This window comes from Pseudomonas lundensis, from assembly GCF_002269125.1.
In the GTDB taxonomy this organism is placed as follows: Bacteria; Pseudomonadota; Gammaproteobacteria; order Pseudomonadales; family Pseudomonadaceae; genus Aquipseudomonas; species Aquipseudomonas lundensis_A.
The window spans coordinates 25561-41316 of record NZ_NQKI01000030.1 but is presented as its reverse complement, the minus strand read 5'-3'; the positions used below and the strand labels follow the sequence as shown (position 1 = coordinate 41316).

Sequence of the window (15756 nt, the reverse complement as noted above, 5' to 3'; positions counted from 1 at the left end):
ATGAGTGAAGATGCACAAGATGTGGTTCTGATTGTCGAAGATGACCCTTCGATCCTGATGGTCTTGTCCGCCTATTTGTCAGGTGAAGGCTATCGCGTATTACAGGCTGAAAACGGTGAACAAGCCTTTGAAATTCTGGCCAGCAAGCCGCACCTGGACCTGATGGTCACGGATTTCCGGTTGCCGGGCGGTATTTCCGGGGTACAGATCGCTGAGCCTGCGGTAAAGCTTCGGCCGGATCTTAAAGTGATTTTTATCAGCGGCTACCCGCAGGAAATACGCGAGACTGATAGCCCCATCACGCGCAAGGCGCCCATTTTGGGCAAGCCGTTCGATCTGGATAAGCTCAAAGAAATCATTCAGAACCAGTTGGTCTGAATCCTCTTTAATTAAAGCGGATTCAGACCTGCAACATCTCATTCACCTTGGCCGTCAGCAGGTCAAAGGTGAAGGGCTTGGTTATCAACTGCATGCCTTCATCCAGAAAGCCGCCACGCGCAGTCGCATGCTGTGCGTAACCGGTGATGAACAGCACGCGCAGATCCGGGCGTGCCTGACGACTGATCTCAGCCAGTTGGCGGCCGTTCATGCCCGGTAGCCCCACATCGCTGATCAACAAATCAATGGCTTGCGCCGATTCGATAATCGGCAGGGCAGCGTTCGCATCCTCGGCGCTGAGCACCGTGTAGCCTTGTTCACGCAGCACTTCGATCACCAGATTGCGCACGGCGTTGTCATCTTCAACCACCAGCAGGGTTTTTTCGGCATTGGCTGCGGTTTCTGCCTGTGACAGGCCTTGGGCGCTCAGCTCTGCGCTGCTGCCGTTACAGCGAGGCAAGAACAGTTCCACAGTGGTGCCGCTGCGTTCATGGCTATTGATGCGTACATGGCCGCGTGACTGTTTGCAGAACCCGTAAATCATCGACAGTCCCAAGCCGGTGCCCTGGCCGATGGGTTTGGTGGTGAAAAACGGGTCGAAGGCGCGTTTAAGCGTGCTTTCTTGCATGCCGCAGCCATTGTCAGATGCGCTAAGCACAATGTAATCACCGGGCGTGAAATGCCCGTTAGCTTCACTGAAAGTGGTATCGACCTGCAGGTTATAGGTCTTGAGGGTGAGGTGACCGTCTTCGGGCATGGCATCGCGGGCATTGGACACCAGGTGCAGCAATGCGTTTTCCAATTGCTGCGGGTCAACGTCAGCGATCCACAGGTTGTCATCGGCTTCAAGGGTGAGCCGGGTGGCCGGAGCGAGGTTTTGCTCCACCAGGGCCCGTTGTGCCAGCAGCCACTCGCTGATCATGGTGGGTTTGGAGTCCAGTGACTGGCGGCGCGAGAACGCCAACAATCGATGGGTGAGCCCCGCAGCACGATTGGCGGAGGTGACGCCCATGTCGATAAGACGATCCAGATCATCGAGTTTGCCCCGGGCCACCTTGCGCCGCAGCAGCTCCATACTGCCGATGATCCCGGCCAGCATGTTATTCAAGTCGTGGGCAATGCCTCCGGTGAGTTGTCCGACGGCTTCCATTTTTTGCGCATGGCGTATGTCATCGTTGTGCTGCAGTGCTTTTTTGACGCGATTCTCTACTTCTAAATCAATCTGTTGCAGCGTGTTCTTAATAAATACTTCACGTTCGGTCAGGGCGCGTGCGCTGTCTCTGGCGGCGTATTGCTGTTTGCGTGTGCGCAAGGCGTTTTTAGACAGGCACAGTAACTGTGCCGCTGACCAGGGCGAGGCGACGAACAAGGCATGACCCAGTTGCTCGCTCAGGCGGGTCATTTGAACATCAGGCCATTGAGGTTCAGCGGTCAGTACGATGATCGGCAGGTCCGACCAATCGGGTTGTCTCACCAGCACATTACGCAGTTGCTCGAACGCATCGAGCTGTTGGGAGTTGGCCTCGAAAATCAACAATCCCGCACCTTGTTCCAAGGCCGGGTGGAGGTGGTCCATGCACGCCAGTTCAACACTGTTTACGCCGCCTGAGGTCAGTTGCTGCACATCAACCGACCTTTCCAGCCCGGGGCACGTGAGAATCAGGGCGCGCTCCTCGGTGGGTCCCAATGCAATCACAGAATTTCCCGCCTCTTGATACTCGACTCATAAATTACCCGCTTTTGAGCGGCTATATGGTCTTGACCCTGCGCTACCGTGGCGGTTCAACGTTTTGAAATTTATATTCAAATGCATCTATTTGAAGTGCAAATGAGGTTGATAAAACGGTGTCGGGCGTTATAAGAGGGGTCATAACCCCTGCTGCAAAGCCGGGTCATCGGGGTTTTGCTGTTCAAGTTGGGCCAGCAGCACCTGCACGTTTTGCAATTGCCCCGACTCCTTCCAATAACGGATCAACAGCACCCGTGCCTTGCGATTGGCGGGTTGGCGTTGCAGCAGCTCTTCAAGCTGGCGCTGCGCCGCTTCGAGTTGGTTCAAGTCGTGCAGGGCAACGGCCAGCTTGTAGCGATAGTCGCTGTTGTCAGGTTCGAGTTCGACGGCTTTGGCCAATCCGAGCAAGGCGTATTCGGTTTGCCCGTGATTGTGCAGCCAGATGCCCAGTGCATGCTGCAAGTAAGCCGAGTCGGGGTGGGCCTCAAGCTGCTGGGCCAGCAACTCGCGTGCGCGGTCGCTCTGGCCGCGTTTATCCAGCAGGTCCACGCGTGCGACCAGGGCTTTCAGGTTGTCCGGCTCAAGGCGGGTGACTTTTTCCAGTGCGGCCTGCGCCTCGTCCAACTGACCTTCGTGCAAGTACAAACGTGCAAGCTGCCCTTGCGCCTGCGCACTGTCAGGCTGTGTTTTGAGCGTGCGTTCATATTCGTCAATCACTTGCTGCAGCGGGCCGAAATACAGCCCTTGCTCGTCCGGGGACAGGCCCAACAAGGCGTTGGCGGCGGCAAACCGTACGCTTTGCTCCGGATCATCCAGGATCGGGCCAAGCAGCAGCGTGCGTTGCGCCCCCGGCACCAGCCCGACAATGCTCTGGATGGCCGCTTCGCGTACCAGTGCGGAAGGGTTATGCAAGTCGGCATCGGCCAGTTTCAGGGCTTGGGGGCTGGGATAGTTGGGCAGTTCGGCGTGCAGGCTGGCGCGGCGGATGTCAGACAAATCGGTGCGGGCCAATTGCTGGTAGAGCACACGGGCAGCGCCAGGCTCGCCATTGTGTGCTTGCTCCAGGGCTTGCGTGTAACTGTGATTGACGCTTGTTGTGGTGACGGTCGCCGCAGGGCGCATCCAGACCCATAGGCAGGTTGCAACGACGGCAGAAGCTAGGCTGAGCAACAAGTAGCGGTGGGGCTTTAGCATGCAAATTCCAGAAGCAGGCGTGCGTAGTGAACACCAGCTTCGGCCAGTGCAGCGTGCGAGTCAAACCCTTGTCCGGTTCAAGGCGCCCGGCTTGTGAAAATGTACAACAAAGCCCGTAATCCCTTGTGCAGCGGCCTGGCGTGTTTGCACGCCGATACTGGCAGCATGGTTGACATAAGAACTGGAGATTCGCCCAATGAAAATCGTCATTGCCCCTGACTCGTTCAAAGACAGCCTGAGTGCCGAAAAAGTCGCTGAGGCGATTGCTGCCGGTCTGGCCGACGTGCTCCCCGATGCGCAGTTGATCAAATGCCCCATGGCCGATGGCGGCGAGGGCACGGTCGATGCCATTGTGGCGGCCGGTAATGGCCAGTTGCGCTGTCATCAGGTGCAAGGGCCACTGGGCGAGCCGGCTCATGCCAACTGGGGCTGGTTGCCGGAAAGCCGCACCGCGATTATCGAAATGGCGCAAGCCAGCGGTTTGCAGTTGGTGGCGCTTGAACAGCGCAATGCCTGCGTCAGTAGCACCTATGGCACGGGTGAACTGATCAAAGCCGCGCTGGAGGCGGGCGCCCAACGCATTATCTTGGCCATTGGCGGCAGTGCAACCAATGATGCCGGTGCGGGGGCCCTGCAGGCGCTGGGGTTGGGGCTGTTTGATGCACAAGGCCGTGAGCTGCCGCGAGGCGGTCTGGCGCTGGCGCAGGTGGCACGCATCGATCTGCAAGGGCTGGACCCACGCCTGGCCGACGTGCGCTTTGAAATCGCCGCGGACGTTAACAATCCTTTGTGTGGTGAGCACGGGGCTTCAGCGATTTTCGGGCCGCAAAAAGGGGCATCCCCGGCCCAGGTGCAGCAATTGGATCAAGCGTTGGGGTATTTTGCCGACCACTGCGCCAAGGTGCTGCCCAACGACGTGCGTGACGAGCCGGGGTCAGGGGCTGCGGGCGGTCTGGGGTTCGCTGCCAAAGCGTTTTTTGGCGCGCAGTTTCGGGCCGGTGTTGACGTGGTCGCCGAGCTGGTCGGCCTGAATGAGGCGGTGCAAGGCGCTGCGCTAGTGATTACGGGCGAGGGCCGCTTTGACGCGCAAACCCTGCGCGGTAAAACACCTTTCGGGGTTGCGCGCATCGCCCGCAGCAATGGCGTACCTGTTGTGGTGTTGGCCGGGACATTGGGGGAGGGGTATCAGGCGTTGTACGCGCACGGTATTCATGCCGCGTTTGCCGTGGCCAGTGGCCCTATGACACTGGAGTACGCCTGCGCCCATGCGTCGCAGTTATTGACTGATCGGGCGCGGGACATTGCGCGCTTGTGGAGCCTGGGTCGCCAATAAGGTGCGGGGCTGAATGCGAGGTTACTGGTTGAAACACAGAATCGTGTAAGCTTCGCGGTTATTCGCATTCGACCCTTAGCGAGCCCTATGCCGTCGCTCTTCAAACGCTCTCTGCTGCCCAAGTTGCGCAGCTTTCCGTTGTCCGCCGATGCCTTCAGCATTTTGCCCGGTGCGGCCGATTTTCGTCGTTGCCTGTTGGAGCACATCGCCAATGCCCGCCAGCGCATCACGCTGGTGGCGTTGTACTTGCAACAGGACGAAGCCGGTCAGGAAATCCTCGATGCCTTGCACGCCGCCAAAGCGGCCCGTCCCGAACTTGAAATCGTGGTCATGGTGGATTGGCTGCGTGCCCAGCGCGGGCTGATTGGCGCGGGCAAACAGCCCGGTAATGCCGCCTGGTACCAGGCCCAGACGCAAGCCCATGAGACCCGGGTGCCCATTTACGGTGTGCCCGTGCAAACCCGCGAGTTGTTCGGTGTGCTGCACCTCAAGGGCTTCATCATCGATGACTGTGTGATCTACAGCGGTGCCAGTCTCAATAACGTTTACCTGCATAAGTTCGACAAGTACCGTTTCGATCGCTATCACGTGCTCAACAACAAGCCGCTGGCCGATTCGATGCAGCGCTTTATCCAGCACGACTTGATTGAAACCAAGGCGGTGCATCGTCTGGACCTGCCGACTTTACCGAGCACGCGCAGCCTGCGCTCGGCTATCGGTGACTTGCGAAGTCGCTTGAAAAAAGCCAGCTACGACACCAGTCAAGGCACTGTCGGCCACTTTGGTTTGTCCGTAAGCCCTTTATTGGGCGTAGGCAAAAACAACCCGTTGAGCCGGGTTATTTGTGAACTGATCGCCAGTAGCCAACAGCAACTGACCATTTGCACGCCGTATTTCAATCTGCCGTTGCCCGTGACCCGCGAAATCAATCGCGCGCTGGAGCGCGGCGTGCGCATCGATATCGTGGTGGGCGACAAGACGGCCAACGACTTTTACATCCCGCCCAGCGAGCCCTTCAAGGTGATTGCGGCGTTGCCGTATTTGTATGAACTGAGCTTGCGCCGCTTTGCCAAGAGCCACCAGGCCATGATCGACAGCGGCTTGTTGAACCTGCACCTGTGGCGCGACGGCGACAACACTTACCACCTCAAGGGTATGTGGGTGGATGATCGCTACACCTTGCTCACCGGCAATAACCTGAATCCGCGTGCGTTCAGGCTGGACCTTGAAAATGGCTTATTGATCGATGATCCACGCCGCGAGTTGCTCGAACCGCGCCGCAAAGAACTGGACGCGATCTTCGCCCATACCACGCGTATTGATTCGTTCAAGCAGTTGGAAACCCTTACCGATTACCCGCCAGCAGTGGCCAAGTTCCTGCGCCGGGTTAGCCGTGTGCGGATCGAGCGGCTGCTCTACCGGATTCTCTGATCGCTCGTGCACGCCCAGGCCCTTGCCCGGATCGCCCATAAGCGCTGCGGTGCAAGGACGGCATATGTGTTCGGATGGGGAGAGTAAAAGCGCTGGTTCGCGAACAGATACGTTCGCGAAAGCGTGTCACACAGGGGCTTGAATCAGGCCAATGCTTGCCATGCCAGCGGCGGGACGAAGCTTTCTAGCTCGTCTTCGACGCACTGAATGATGCGCGCCACTTCCGTGGTGGTCATGACGGTGGCGCACGGGATGCCAGCGATGGCGATGACGGTCTCGCCGCTGGCCCGGTCAAACAGACGCGCGATCATGCTGCGCGGGGCGTCCATGGTGGCTTCGAAGCCCATGGGATGGAAATGCCAGCGCATCAACTGACACGCGTTGGGAAAGGTAACTTTCGCGGTATTGCTCACCGGATTCATCGAGCGCTTCCTTTTGCTCAGTGTTTGTACGGTCGCCAATTGCCCCGACCGTGTGTATTTGCGAGCGTTTCGTGTTCAAACCTAGCACCGTGCGCCCGCCACGATAAGGTTTTTGTGCCCAGCGGGCACATTGATTCACCGGGATTTGATGTAAATCATGCAGTGAAGCGTTTTAGCCGTGTTCTGCGCGGCTGTGCTTGACCATTGAAGCCCGTTCATAAACTCGGCACTCTGTGTTTTATTTCAGCGAGCCTTGCCATGTTTGCCCCAGATGACGGCCCCGAGCAGACCCGCGCCACGGGCGAGACGGTAATGCGTTACCACCTGTGCTGGAAACACCGCGATCTTGACGGGGTCATGGCGCTGTATCACCCCTCGGTCGTTTACCACGATTTTTTCCAGAACCGGGTGATGGGCTTTAAGGAGTTGCGTGACTACGTTCACCTCTCCATGCCACGCGAAGCGGATGAGGCGCTGGAGCACAGTGACCGTATTCGCCTGGATGGCAATACGGCATTCATCCAGTACCGCATCACGCTGCGTGGCAGCCAGGGGCTGGTGTCCTTCAGGGCCAGTGAAGCCATCACGGTGCGCGACGGGTTGATCTGGCAGGTCCATGAATACGCTTCGCTGGTGCATGAATCCCCTCAACACGCTACCGGGCAAACCCCCATCAGACCTGCGGTCAGTCGTCTTGGCCTGTCTGCGCGGCAGTTGAGTTTCATGGCCCGGGACCTGCAAACCTACTTTGATCGCCAGCAGCCTTACCTTGACCCAGCACTGGACCTGCAACACGTCGCCAAAGCCTGTGGCTATACGCGCAACCAGATGTCGTATTTGCTCAATCAGGTGCTGGGACAAAGCTTCTATCGCTATGTGAATCAGGCACGTCTGCGCCACGTGCTGACCGCGATGGCCGCCGCCGATTCGCCGCTTAAAGTGGATGAGGTGGCCTTTGCTGCGGGCTTTAACTCGCTGTCGGCGTTCTACAGTTGTTTTCGCCAGCACACCGGGCAATCACCCAAGGCTTATGCGCGGCAAATTTCTTTGCGGGCACGCGCGCAAGACTCGGTTTGAGATCAGGCGCTAGGATCGCTCCATTCTGAAGACAGTGTGGAGACCGCAATGCCAGCCTGGCGCTCAATCAGTTTGTGGATGGACCAACTCGCGGACGACCTGACAGCACGCCCATCGCTCAAGCACGATCTGGACGTAGACGTGGTGATTGTGGGGGCCGGGTACACCGGCTTGTGGACCGCGTATTACCTCAAGCGCCACGCACCTGAACTGAGTATTGCCATTGTCGAAGCGCAAACGGCTGGCTTCGGTGCTTCCGGGCGCAACGGCGGTTGGCTGATGGGCAACCTGTTGGGCGAAGACCGCTTGCTTGCCAACCTGTCCATCGAGCAGCGACGCCAGTCTTACGCCTTGCTGCATGGCATTCCTGATGAAGTCAACCAGGTCATTGAGCGCGAAGGCATCGACTGCCATTACCGCAAAGGCGGGGCACTGTTCTGTGCCGCACGCTATCGGGAACAGGAAGTTACCCTGCGTCACTATTTGACGAAACTTCACGCTCAGGGCCTGAGTGACGGGGACTACCGTTGGCTGGATCCGGCTGAGCTGGCGCAGCAACTGCGCATTGCGAGCCCCTACGGGGCGATTTTTACGCCGCACATAGCCACGATTCAGCCCGCCAAACTGGTGCGCGGATTGGCCCGTGCCGTTGAGCGCATGGGCGTGAAGATCTTCGAGCAAAGCCCGGTGACGGGGTGGCAACCCGGCCGTGTGCGCACCGCCAAGGCACAGGTCAAGGCGCGCTGGGTCGTTCCGGCAGTGGAAGGCTACGCCAACACGCTGGCGCCGTTGGGGCGTTATCAATTGCCAGTGCAGAGCCTGATCGTCGCCACGGCCCCCCTGCCCGAGGCGGTCTGGGATGAGATCGGGTTGTCGGCAGGTCAGGCTTTCAGCGAAAACAGTCGTCAAGTGACCTACGGGCAACGCACCCAAGACAACCGCTTGGTATTTGGCGCCCGGGGCGGCTATCAGTTTGGTGGTCGTTTGCGTCATGACTTTAACCTCAGTCAGGGCGAAATCGACGTGCGCCGTTACCTTTTCGCGGAGCTTTTTCCGGCGCTCAAGGATGTGCACATCAGCCACGTATGGGGTGGCAACTTGGGCATGGCGCGGCGTTTTCAACCGCACATGCTCTGTGACCGGCAACACGGCATCGCGTTGTCCGGTGGTTACGGCGGGGAGGGCGTGGGCGCGAGCCATTTGGGCGGGCGCACCCTCGCGGACCTGATCTTGCAGCGTGACACCCTTGAAGTGCAGCAGCCCTGGGTGCTGACCGCTGGCGGCCTTGGCGCGCTCAAGGCATGGGAACCGGAGCCTTGCCGCTGGCTGGGTTACAACGCCGTTATCCGCAGTTTTGTCTACGAAGACCAGACGCTCGCCAACCCTGAGGCAGCCCCTTGGCGGCGCAGGTTCGCCAGTGGCCTGGCCAGTGTGATGGAAGGTTTTATGCAGTAACCCTTTGGCCCCATCAGGATATATCCATGAGCATCACTCACTTCAAAAACACCGCCCACGTTGCGTTGCATGCATCCTCACCTGTGGCCGTGCCCCTTGGCACCCCGGTGGCCGAGACCTCGGTGACGTGTGTCGAGCGCACCGACGGCGTTGAAACCGGGATCTGGGCCTGCACGCCAGGACGCTGGCGGCGACAAATCGTGGCGCAAGAGTTCTGTCACTTCATTCAGGGACGCTGCACGTTCACTCCCGATGGCGGGGAAATTATTCACATAGAAGCGGGCGATGCCTTGATGTTGCCTGCCAACAGCACGGGGGTCTGGGACATTCAGCAGACCGTGCGCAAAACGTATGTTTTGATCCTTTGATCACCGAACCCTGCCCATAAAAACAGCGACACACAATACGCAAGGAATCGAATCATGATCCGCATCGCCCTGTTGCCCCTGATAGTGGCTGGCTCGCTGTGCCAGGCGGCCGAGACTGTAAAAATTTACAACTGGTCTGACTACATCGCCCCCGACACACTGAAAAACTTCTCGCGTGAGACAGGCATTGCATTTAGCTATGACGTGTACGACAGCAATGAAACATTGGACGGCAAGTTGATGACGGGTAAGTCCGGCTATGACGTGGTGTTTCCGTCCAACCACTTTATGGCGCGTCAGATCCAGGGCGGGGCGCTGAAAAAGCTCGATAAGGACCAATTACCGAACTGGAAGAACCTTAACCCGGCGTTGCTCAAGGCGCTGCAAGTCAATGACCCCGGCAATGAACACGGTTTCCCTTACTTGTGGGGCAGTACGGGGATCGGCTACAACGTCGCGAAGGTCAAGGCCGTGTTGGGCGACAACGCGCCTGTTGACTCGTGGGATTTGATCTTCAAGCCCGAAAACATGGAAAAACTCAGCACGTGCGGGGTGGCGATTCTAGACAATGGCCCGGAAGTCTTACCGGCTGCGCTTAACTACTTGGGGCTGCCCCACCACAGCAAAAGCGCGCAGGACTATAAAAAGGCCCAAGCCATGCTGATGAAGGTCCGTCCTTATATCAGCTACTTCCATTCCTCCAAGTACACCAGCGATCTGGCCAACGGCAATATCTGCGTTGCCGTGGGGTTTTCCGGGGACATCCTGCAAGCCCAAACCCGCGCCAAAGAAGCCAACAATGGCGTCGATATCGGCTATTCGATCCCCAGAGAAGGCGCTGCCATCTGGTTTGACATGGTGGCCATGCCCGCCGATGCGCCGGATGAAAAAGCGGCCTACCGCTTCATGAATTACCTGCTGCAGCCGGACGTAATGGCGGGCATCAGCAATTACGTGCATTACGCCAACGGTAACCTGCAGGCCGATGCGCTGGTCAACCCCGAGATCAAGGCTGACACCACGGTGTACCCGACGCCGCAAATGCTGCAAACGCTGTTTGCCCTGGAAGCCATGCCGCTCAACATTGACCGGGTGCGCACACGCCTGTGGACCCGGATCAAGGCTGGGGGATGATCAGCGAGCCGGTTGCAATGCGCTCGGGTTGACCAAATTGGGCGGGCGCTGCCCGTCCAAAGCTGCCAGCAGGTTGTCCACGGCGCAGCGGGCCATGGCTTCACGGGTTTCAATGGTGGCCGACCCGATATGCGGGGTGGCCACAACGTTCTCCAGCGTCAGTAAAGGCGAAGTTGGGTCCAACGGTTCGCGCTCAAACACATCCAGCCCGGCGCCACGAATCTGCCCCCGTTGCAATGCGTGGATGAGCGCGGCTTCATCAACCACTTTGCCCCGTGAAATATTGATAAAAATACTGTCTGGACGCATCAGTGCGAATTGCTCTGCGCCGATCAGGCCCTGGGTTTCTGCGGTCAGTGGCAGCGTCAGGCAAATGAAGTCCGCCTCGTGCAGCAGCGCATTGAGGCTGCGGTAGCGGGCGCCAAATCGAGCCTCGACAGCCGGTTTTGGCGAGTGACTGTGGTAGATCACCGGCATGCCGAAGCCAAAATGTCCCCGCTGTGCCAACGCCTCGCCAATGCGGCCCATGCCGATGATGCCCAGGGTTTTGCCATGCACGTCGGTGCCGAAATGTTCCGGCCCAATGTTTCTTTGCCATTGCCCATTGCGCACACGAATTGCTAACTCCACCACGCGGCGGGCACTGGCCAGAATAAGTGCAAACCCCGTATCGGCTGTGGTTTCGGTCAACACGTCCGGGGTGTTGGTCAATAGAATGTGGCGCGCGTTGAGGTAGTCCAGGTCGTAGTTGTCGATCCCCACGGACACACTGGCAATGGCTTCAAGCCTGGGCGCCAGGGCCAGTAAGTGCGCGTCCAGTTTCAGGCTGGCCCCCAGTAACCCGTGAGCCTGGGGTAAAGCGGCGCGCAATTGGTCCAGCCCTTGAGCGTCCAGCCGTTCAATCAGCGTGACCTCGGCGCGATCTTGCAGGCGCTGCATCAAGGGCGCGGACAGCGTTTTGTAGAGCACGACATGTTTTTTCAAAGTAATCACCAACGTTAAATTCAAGAATGAGCCAGACGCGACGTGGTGCTGACTGTCGGCGCGAGTGGGTCTTTGGCCGTGGGTTTCAGCATTAACGTCAGCACGACCGAGATCAGCAGCGCGCCGCTCATCAACAGGTAAGACGCCCCCGGTGAGCCGGTTTCGCTGTTCAGGTAACCCACCAGGTAGGAGCCGGAAAAAGACCCGAGCGCGCCCATGCTGTTAATCAGGGCCATGGCCCCGCCCGCTACGTTGGATGGCAGGATTTCCGGGATGATCGCGAAGAAAGGGCCGTAGGGTGCGTACATGCATGCCCCGGCAATCACCAGCAGCGTGTAGGACAACCAGAAGTGCTCTGCACCCAATGCGTAGGAACCGTAGAACGCAAAAGAGGCAATCAACAGCGGCGGCCAGACAAAACGCTTACGTTTTTGCAGTTTGTCCGACCCCCACGACACGCCGAGCATGGCGATGACGGCGGCCAGATACGGCAGGGCCGAAAGCCAGCCCGCTTCGATCATGTCCATGTGCGCGCCTTGCTTGAGAATCGACGGCAGCCACAGGACAAACCCGTAGACGCCGATGCTCCAGCAGAAGAACTGCAAGGCCAGCAGGATGACTTTGGGCGAGCGGAAGGCCGCGGCGTAGTTCTTCACCGGGGTCATGCCGACTTGCTCGGCATCGAGCGCGCTTTGCAGGTCCTGTTTTTCCTGAGTGCTGAGCCACTTGGCTTCGCCAGGGCGGTCATCGGCCAGTCGCCACCAGATGAACGCCCAGATTACTGCGGGCAAACCTTCAACGATGAACATCCAGCGCCAGCTGTAATGCTGCACCAAGTAGCCTGACACCACTGACATCCAGAGCATGGTCACCGGATTGCCGAGAATTAGAAACGTATTGGCCCGGGAGCGTTCGGCGCGGGTAAACCAGTGGCACAGATAGACCAGCATGGCGGGCATGACGGCGGCTTCCACCACACCGAGCATGAAGCGAATGGCGATCAGGCTGTAGGCGTTGGACACAACACCTGTGAGCGTGGCGAGTCCGCCCCAGAGGATCAAGCTGACAAAAATCAACTTTTTGACGCTGTTCTTCTGCGCGTAAATGGCCCCCGGCACCTGAAAAAAGAAGTAACCGAGGAAAAACAGCGCCCCCAGCAACGACGACAGGCCGGGGGTGATGTGCAGGTCTTCGGCCATCCCGGAGGCGGCGGCAAACCCGTAATTGGCGCGGTCCAGATAGGCCAGGCTGTAGGTGATGAATACGATCGGCATGATGTACCACCACCGGCGGGCAGCGAGTGTTAGCGATTGCATGGCGTAGCTCCTGAGCTTGTTGTTTTTGTCGCAGCAGGTCACGGGTGCAGCACGTTAGGCAGGTAATACAGATTCGGTCAGGCCACGGCCCTCCAACTCGGCGCGGGTCGGCAGTCCTTCCATGTCGCCACGGCTTTGCACGGCGCGGCTGCCAATCCAGTTGCCACGTTGCACCGCCTGTTCAAAGCCGAGGTTTTCCAGCAGGGCACTGATCACGCCCACTGCAAAACCATCGCCGGCGCCGACGGTATCGATCACCACGTCCACCGGCACTGCTGGCACGAAGCCTTCGGTGTCCGTGGTGCGGTAATAGGCACCTTTAGGGCCCAGCTTGATGATGACCGCCTCTGCGCCTTGATCCAGATAAAACCGGGCAATGTCTGCCGGGTCATCGCGACCGGTGAGCAAGCGGCCTTCACTCAAGCCCGGCAACACCCAGTCGGCATGGGCGGCGAGTGCGTTGATGTCGCGGATCATCTGCTGTTCGCTGGCCCACAGAGACGGGCGCAGGTTGGGGTCGAACGACACCGTGCGCCCGGCCGCGCGCATCGATTGCATCAGCGCGAACGACAATTCGCGGCAACTGGCTGACAGGGCAGGGGGAATGCCCGTGGCGTGCAAGTGGCCTGCGCTGAGCAGTTGCGCGGTGATGGCGCTGCGGTTCAAATGACTGGCCGCCGAGCCGCGGCGAAAGTATTCCACTTGCGGATCACTGCCATCGTCCACCCGGGACTTCAGCTGAAAGCCCGTCGGGTGCTGCGGGTCGGTTTCCACATGCTGGCAATTCAGGCCTTCGGCTTGCAAGGTGGCACGCACAAACCGCCCAAGCGAGTCAGCGCCTACCCGGCTGAGCCACGCCACATTGAACCCCAGTCGCGCCAGCCCGATGGCGACGTTACTGTCGGCCCCGGCAATACGCTTGTGAAAGTGTTCGACTTGCGCCAGATCGCCGGTCTCTTCAGCCACCCACATGGCCATGGTTTCACCAAACGACAACACATCGACTTTAGACATGGCTCAGCTCCCGTTGCGCTGCGCCTAGCGTAGCGAGTGTGTCGACATGGACTTTCGTCAGCCATTGCAGGTCACTGCCCTGCAGGGGGTATTCCACCGCGCGCGTCAGCCCGGGCTGCATATGCGGTAGAAATTGCTCCCACATCTGCAGGTCGGTGGCCGTTGGCGGCGTAGCAATCAACTTGCCATCCGGACGCCGGGCGACGCCTTTGCAGTGCAAATAGGTGACATGACGGCCCAGTAAGCGGGCAGCGGTACTGGCGGACTGGTCCTGCCACTGCCAGTTGCCGATATCAAAGGTCATGCTGATGGGGGCTTGCAGTTGATCCACTGCGTCGAAGAAGCGCAGCAGAGGCTCGATACGTCCGCCCTGGGACGTTTGGTCGTTCTCCACCAACAGGTTGACCGATTGCTGGCTCAGGCAGGCTGCCAGGTTCGACAAATCGCAATGTTCGGTGTAGTAGCCAAGAGAGACCTTAAGCCAGGCCGCACCGAACGCATGGGCCTTGCGCAAGGTCGCCAGCAATTGAGGATTAGGCCGAGATTGTCCTGCCTCCCACAGTTCGAGCGGCGATGAGTACACGCATTCCAGCCCCTGTCTCACCACCGCTGCAGCGAAGGACGCCGGGTCTTCGTCGGTCAGCAGTTCTTCGCGCAGCTCAATGCGCCGGGCACCGGCATTGGCCAGTAAGTCAATAAAACTGCCTTGGCCACGCTGGCGAACCAGGTCAGCTCCGTAGCTCGACAGGCTGATGGAAACGGGGAATGTGTTCATTGTTATTAACCTCTGAAACCGGTTTCATTTTTATTCGTTAAGGACTGCCAATCGGATTGCGTCATGGCACAACTGTCAGGGGTTAATGCGTCGGGTCGAACCACGCACGATGAGTTGCGCAGGAAAATCCAGGACTAGAGGTTCTGCGGTGTCGCCCCGCAAGCGCTTTAGCAGGCACTCAAAGGCGCTGGCGCCGATGGCTTGGGTCGGTTGCGCCAAGGCGCTAATGCCGGTGCCCACCAACGGGAACCAGTCAAGGTCATCCAAAGCAATCAGGCCAATGTCTTCAAACAGATGGCGGTTCAAGTCACGCAGCACCTGAGTGGCTGCCAGCGCGGCCACGCCATTGGCGCAAAACAGCGCCTTGGGGCCACTGCCGGGGGTATCCAGAAAGTGTTGGATGCGAGACTGCAGATGGGGGCCGGTTTCCACCCGCGTGCCTTGCAGTGAAGGGCGGTCGTTGAGTTGCGCATTAAAACTGGCGATGCGCTCCAGACGCGAGCTGGTGCCATCAACCGGTTCGCTGACCATTAGCAGGTCGCGGTAACCTTGCGCTTGCAGGTGCTCTAGCGCGGTGCGCACGGCTCCGGCGTTATCGAGCCCCACCAGATCCGCATACAACTGCTCGACCTTACGGTCGATGAGTACGATGGGCATTTCCTGGTGCAGCGCCTGCAGAACGTCAGGCTGATGACCAAGGGTGTTAAGAATCAGACCTTCGATGTTGTAAGCCCGCAGAGCGGCCAGGTGCTGGCTTTCCTGCTCATCACTGCGGTCGGTGTTGCACACCACCAGGTTGTAACCGTGCTCACGGCAGGCGGTTTCGACGCCGTGCATGACCGCGATGGAGTAGGGGTTACGAATGTCCGCGACCAGCATGCCGATCAGGCGCGTACGCCCGCGTTTCAGGCCGCGCGCCATTTGATTGGGACGGTAGCCCAGCGCCTCGATCGAGCGCTCGATCCGTTGCGCGGTGGCTTCGGAGAGCAATGCACGGTCCTCGCCGATGAAGCGGGAAACGCTGGCCTTGGACACCCCGGCGTGCAGGGCAACATCAAGCATGGTGACACGGGAGCGTTGAGCGGCTGAAAAACTGTTCACGGCCTGAAACCTTTTATTGGTGTTATCGCAGGCGATCTCGGCACT

The 15756-nt window shown here is 59.0% G+C and carries 15 protein-coding genes; 7 read left to right on the top strand and 8 right to left on the bottom strand.

Annotated elements, in window-relative coordinates:
- Positions 1 to 378 (top strand): response regulator, encoded by a 378-nt coding sequence (locus tag CJF39_RS17185; RefSeq protein WP_047274461.1) that lies wholly within the window; start codon positions 1 to 3, stop codon positions 376 to 378.
- A gap of 22 nt (positions 379 to 400) precedes the next feature.
- Here the strand turns inward: CJF39_RS17185 and CJF39_RS17180 are convergent, their stop codons facing one another.
- Both CJF39_RS17180 and CJF39_RS17175 read right to left on the bottom strand, forming a co-directional pair.
- Positions 401 to 2074 carry a response regulator gene (locus tag CJF39_RS17180; RefSeq protein WP_094994507.1) on the bottom strand — a complete coding sequence of 558 codons (1674 nt, stop codon included), beginning with the start codon at positions 2072 to 2074 and terminating at the stop codon, positions 401 to 403.
- Between the two features lie 171 nt (positions 2075 to 2245).
- Positions 2246 to 3301 (bottom strand): tetratricopeptide repeat protein, encoded by a 1056-nt coding sequence (locus CJF39_RS17175; protein ID WP_094994506.1) that lies wholly within the window; start codon positions 3299 to 3301, stop codon positions 2246 to 2248.
- Between the two features lie 196 nt (positions 3302 to 3497).
- On the opposite strand from CJF39_RS17175, the gene CJF39_RS17170 reads away from it, so the two are divergent.
- Positions 3498 to 4634: a glycerate kinase gene (locus tag CJF39_RS17170; RefSeq protein ID WP_094994505.1), complete on the top strand. Its 1137-nt coding sequence runs from the start codon at positions 3498 to 3500 to the stop codon at positions 4632 to 4634.
- Positions 4635 to 4721: 87 nt separating this feature from the next.
- Positions 4722 to 6065: a CDP-diacylglycerol--serine O-phosphatidyltransferase gene (gene pssA / locus CJF39_RS17165; protein ID WP_094994504.1), complete on the top strand. Its 1344-nt coding sequence runs from the start codon at positions 4722 to 4724 to the stop codon at positions 6063 to 6065.
- A 143-nt stretch (positions 6066 to 6208) separates the two neighbouring features.
- On the opposite strand, the gene CJF39_RS17160 is transcribed toward pssA, so the two are convergent.
- Positions 6209 to 6487 carry a DUF1652 domain-containing protein gene (locus tag CJF39_RS17160; protein ID WP_094994503.1) on the bottom strand — a complete coding sequence of 93 codons (279 nt, stop codon included), beginning with the start codon at positions 6485 to 6487 and terminating at the stop codon, positions 6209 to 6211.
- 258 nt (positions 6488 to 6745) lie between these two features.
- Here CJF39_RS17160 and CJF39_RS17155 point away from each other — a divergent pair, with 258 nt between their 5' ends.
- The 4 genes from CJF39_RS17155 to CJF39_RS17140 are packed head-to-tail and all read left to right on the top strand — an operon-like array spanning position 6746 to position 10521.
- Positions 6746 to 7564 (top strand): helix-turn-helix domain-containing protein, encoded by an 819-nt coding sequence (locus CJF39_RS17155; protein WP_094994502.1) that lies wholly within the window; start codon positions 6746 to 6748, stop codon positions 7562 to 7564.
- A 48-nt stretch (positions 7565 to 7612) separates the two neighbouring features.
- On the top strand, positions 7613 to 9019 hold the full coding sequence (locus CJF39_RS17150) for an NAD(P)/FAD-dependent oxidoreductase (RefSeq protein WP_094994501.1): 1407 nt from the start codon (positions 7613 to 7615) through the stop codon (positions 9017 to 9019).
- Between the two features lie 26 nt (positions 9020 to 9045).
- Complete coding sequence (locus CJF39_RS17145) at positions 9046 to 9387, top strand: cupin domain-containing protein (RefSeq protein WP_094994500.1); 342 nt, start codon at positions 9046 to 9048, stop codon at positions 9385 to 9387.
- A gap of 54 nt (positions 9388 to 9441) precedes the next feature.
- On the top strand, positions 9442 to 10521 hold the full coding sequence (locus CJF39_RS17140; protein WP_094994499.1) for a polyamine ABC transporter substrate-binding protein: 1080 nt from the start codon (positions 9442 to 9444) through the stop codon (positions 10519 to 10521).
- Here CJF39_RS17140 and CJF39_RS17135 read toward each other — a convergent pair whose 3' ends face one another.
- From CJF39_RS17135 to CJF39_RS17115, 5 genes are all read right to left on the bottom strand, one after another.
- Entirely contained in the window at positions 10522 to 11505 is a 984-nt protein-coding gene (locus CJF39_RS17135; RefSeq protein ID WP_094994529.1) for a 2-hydroxyacid dehydrogenase, read from the bottom strand.
- Positions 11506 to 11525: 20 nt separating this feature from the next.
- Complete coding sequence (locus CJF39_RS17130) at positions 11526 to 12821, bottom strand: MFS transporter (RefSeq protein ID WP_094994498.1); 1296 nt, start codon at positions 12819 to 12821, stop codon at positions 11526 to 11528.
- Positions 12822 to 12875: 54 nt separating this feature from the next.
- Entirely contained in the window at positions 12876 to 13835 is a 960-nt protein-coding gene (locus CJF39_RS17125) for a sugar kinase (protein WP_094994497.1), read from the bottom strand.
- Positions 13828 to 14610 (bottom strand): sugar phosphate isomerase/epimerase family protein, encoded by a 783-nt coding sequence (locus CJF39_RS17120; protein WP_094994496.1) that lies wholly within the window; start codon positions 14608 to 14610, stop codon positions 13828 to 13830. The genes CJF39_RS17125 and CJF39_RS17120 overlap by 8 nt, the downstream gene beginning before the upstream one ends.
- A 75-nt stretch (positions 14611 to 14685) precedes the next feature.
- Complete coding sequence (locus tag CJF39_RS17115; RefSeq protein ID WP_094994528.1) at positions 14686 to 15711, bottom strand: LacI family DNA-binding transcriptional regulator; 1026 nt, start codon at positions 15709 to 15711, stop codon at positions 14686 to 14688.
- Positions 15712 to 15756: the final 45 nt, after the last annotated feature.

Coding starts and splice junctions, on each gene's coding strand:
- pssA (WP_094994504.1), top strand. CDS start 4,722: ATGCCGTCGCTCTTCAAACGCTCTCTGCTGCCCAAGTTGCGCAGCTTT.
- CJF39_RS17145 (WP_094994500.1), top strand. CDS start 9,046: ATGAGCATCACTCACTTCAAAAACACCGCCCACGTTGCGTTGCATGCA.
- CJF39_RS17120 (WP_094994496.1), bottom strand. CDS start 14,610: ATGAACACATTCCCCGTTTCCATCAGCCTGTCGAGCTACGGAGCTGAC.
- CJF39_RS17175 (WP_094994506.1), bottom strand. CDS start 3,301: ATGCTAAAGCCCCACCGCTACTTGTTGCTCAGCCTAGCTTCTGCCGTC.
- CJF39_RS17185 (WP_047274461.1), top strand. CDS start 1: ATGAGTGAAGATGCACAAGATGTGGTTCTGATTGTCGAAGATGACCCT.
- CJF39_RS17170 (WP_094994505.1), top strand. CDS start 3,498: ATGAAAATCGTCATTGCCCCTGACTCGTTCAAAGACAGCCTGAGTGCC.
- CJF39_RS17160 (WP_094994503.1), bottom strand. CDS start 6,487: ATGAATCCGGTGAGCAATACCGCGAAAGTTACCTTTCCCAACGCGTGT.
- CJF39_RS17140 (WP_094994499.1), top strand. CDS start 9,442: ATGATCCGCATCGCCCTGTTGCCCCTGATAGTGGCTGGCTCGCTGTGC.
- CJF39_RS17125 (WP_094994497.1), bottom strand. CDS start 13,835: ATGTCTAAAGTCGATGTGTTGTCGTTTGGTGAAACCATGGCCATGTGG.
- CJF39_RS17150 (WP_094994501.1), top strand. CDS start 7,613: ATGCCAGCCTGGCGCTCAATCAGTTTGTGGATGGACCAACTCGCGGAC.
- CJF39_RS17155 (WP_094994502.1), top strand. CDS start 6,746: ATGTTTGCCCCAGATGACGGCCCCGAGCAGACCCGCGCCACGGGCGAG.
- CJF39_RS17130 (WP_094994498.1), bottom strand. CDS start 12,821: ATGCAATCGCTAACACTCGCTGCCCGCCGGTGGTGGTACATCATGCCG.